We start from the raw sequence: 2,498 nt of genomic DNA, 5'->3' as shown, positions 1-2,498 counted from the left end.
GTGATGTGAAATTAAACCCAGAGAACAAAAAAGAAGCTGCTTAACAGCTCAGGCGACAACTACCTTGAAAAACGCCGGGACCTGTAAATGATCACCATAGCTTTTAATTTCCTGTATAACGTCACTTTAGTACAATTTTAAACCACTAATTTTCCTGTAAGACGTCACCTTTATGGAATTATTACGCTGGTGGCTTCCCGTAAAACGTCACCTTGTAGAGGTGAGCTCACAACAAATGAACTTATTTGCCCAGTTCCGTTGGCAAAATTCAGCTCACCCGTTTTGTTAGAGACTGTATAAATACACATATTAACGTATAAACCAGAAATATTACGTATTCATACTGATACCTAACTTGTATTGAGCCACTTCCTGTAATTGATCACCTTATGATTAAAAATAGATGTAATTTGACATAGGTCTTAATAATTCTTAATAATGCACAAAAGTGACTTTGTTGATATCACCTTATGAGAAAACTTAAAGAAAGCCCCAAACCAGTCCATTTAAGAAAACATGTAGCCGCAGTACATATAGGTTCTGTTGGTTTCAATCTGTTACATAGGAAGGCTATTAATGCCGCTATTTGGTTTGCGCAACAAGAAGCTAGAGAAATAGCTGGTGGTGACCTGGAAAGCTATCTCAATAAAACAGACGGTATTGAGGTCAATCACAGCATCAACTTTAAAGAGTTCCGTCAATATATAAACTACAATTCAAATGATCATGAATATTTAAAAAACATATTCCGTGACTTATCACAACTGGCTGTTGAGTTTGACCTAATAGAAGGGCGACGAAGCTGGGAGATTATGCCCTTTCTATCCTACGTAAAATTTGCTAATGGAATGATCACATGGAGTTTTAGGTCAGAGATTAGACGCTCTATTTTAGACCCTGATGTTTATGCAAAAATAAACTCTGAAATAGTCAATCAAATTCAAAATGATATTGCCTTTGCACTTTATGAAAATACTTATCGGTATGTAAATATTGGGAAAACCCCATGGCTTAAAATTAACACCTTGAGACAACTTCTTGGAATAGCAAAAGATGCTTATAAAGAAACCAAGTATCTCACAAGGGTTCTCAAGCAATCTATGAAACAAATTCAAAAGGTCGCTGGTATAACACTTGAGATGGAGCCCACTGGTAAGCCTATTAAAGCTGTTAGGTTTCTTGTGAGAGCTAATCAACAACCTGATTTACTAATTGAGCAACATGTAGTTCAAGAACAGTCAGATGTTGAAGCACAGCTTTCTCATTTTGGATTCACTCCTAATCAGATAGCTGATATTTTCAATGCTTACCCGCTAGATTATATTCAGTCAAAAATTAATTTTTTGAACAAAAGAGCACGAGGAGGCGGTATTAGAAATTTTGCAGCTTTCGCCTATAAAGCTTTTGAAGATGATTATGTTGAAAATACTTTTACTCCGAAGTTAAGCAAATCTGAATCTATGCCTGCACTCACGGCAAAAAATTCAAGAGGCGATAAGATGTCATTTATAGAGATCTTTGCCGTTGCTACTCCTGAAGAAAAAGATAGTATGAAAAGGTTATTCGAAAGCGCCTTTAGGGCAAGCCAGCCTCATTCGCTTACTAAACGGGAATATGATTATGCTTATAATCAGCTAATGAATAATGATTGGTCTGGAGCAGAGCTAAAAAAGTCCTTCGAGGAGTATGTTGAGGGTTATGTCTTCATGAGAGCCACATATAGCTCTGAGATTAGAAGCAGATTAAAGAGTGCTGCTAAATAGCGCAGCACTCATCTAACAATGGAATATACAATCCATTTAGATTTAATGTTTTTTTCTCATATTCAATAATAGTAAAGTCATCACCCTCTCCCATTTTCAATTGTTTGTGGATGCTAATTTTCTCCAGCCACTCAATAGGCTCTTCCTGTTCACTCAATACATACTTAACCTTTGAAGAAACCTCTTCAAGATTTTCCACCGGTTCAATTTGTAATGCTTCGATTGAGAGGTGATAGAGGTGAGAACCTACGTCAACTACTATGAAGTCCTTAGAAATATATTCTTCAATACAGGAATATCTTAAGACCACTTCTATATCATGAATTTTATACCCTAATTCAGCTTTCTCTTCAGAGACTTCGTATAAGAATTCAGTACTTTTAATTGTTTTCATGTAACCACTATCCTCAATTTTCTTTGAGGTTACATGAATAAAATAACTAGTTAATATTTCAGTAGCTTCATTGCATCGTGTGCGCTGCAACCAAACCTTGCAACAGTTTTTCCTCTTCGATTCCACAAGAAATAACAGGAATTCGTGCAACGATACTTTCGTTTACTTATTTTCAAGCGAAGTTTATAACTAGGTCTTTTAGGATAGACGGAGCTCATCTTGTTAAGTAGTAATTTACAACTCATAGCTTACCAGCTCGAATGTAGGGTAGTTGTAATTTACAACTCATAGCTAAGCGGTACGAATGAAGGGTAGTTGTAATTTACAACTCATAGCTAAGC

The 2,498-nt window shown here is 36.1% G+C and carries 2 protein-coding genes; one reads left to right on the top strand and one right to left on the bottom strand.

The annotated features are described in order from the left end of the window. The first annotated feature begins 470 nt into the window (after positions 1–470). Complete coding sequence (locus tag NO989_RS19810) at positions 471–1,763, top strand: replication initiation protein (RefSeq protein WP_348681044.1); 1,293 nt, start codon at positions 471–473, stop codon at positions 1,761–1,763. Here the strand turns inward: NO989_RS19810 and NO989_RS19805 are convergent. Continuing rightward, the gene (locus NO989_RS19805) at positions 1,756–2,157 is read right to left on the bottom strand and encodes a hypothetical protein (protein WP_283646145.1); all 402 of its coding nucleotides are present in this window, start codon (positions 2,155–2,157) and stop codon (positions 1,756–1,758) included. The genes NO989_RS19810 and NO989_RS19805 overlap by 8 nt on opposite strands. Positions 2,158–2,498 lie beyond the last annotated feature (341 nt).

Source organism: Alteromonas sp. DY56-G5 (genome assembly GCF_041414725.1).
Lineage (GTDB): Bacteria > Pseudomonadota > Gammaproteobacteria > Enterobacterales > Alteromonadaceae > Alteromonas > Alteromonas macleodii.
This window is presented reverse-complemented; position numbering and strand designations above follow the sequence as displayed.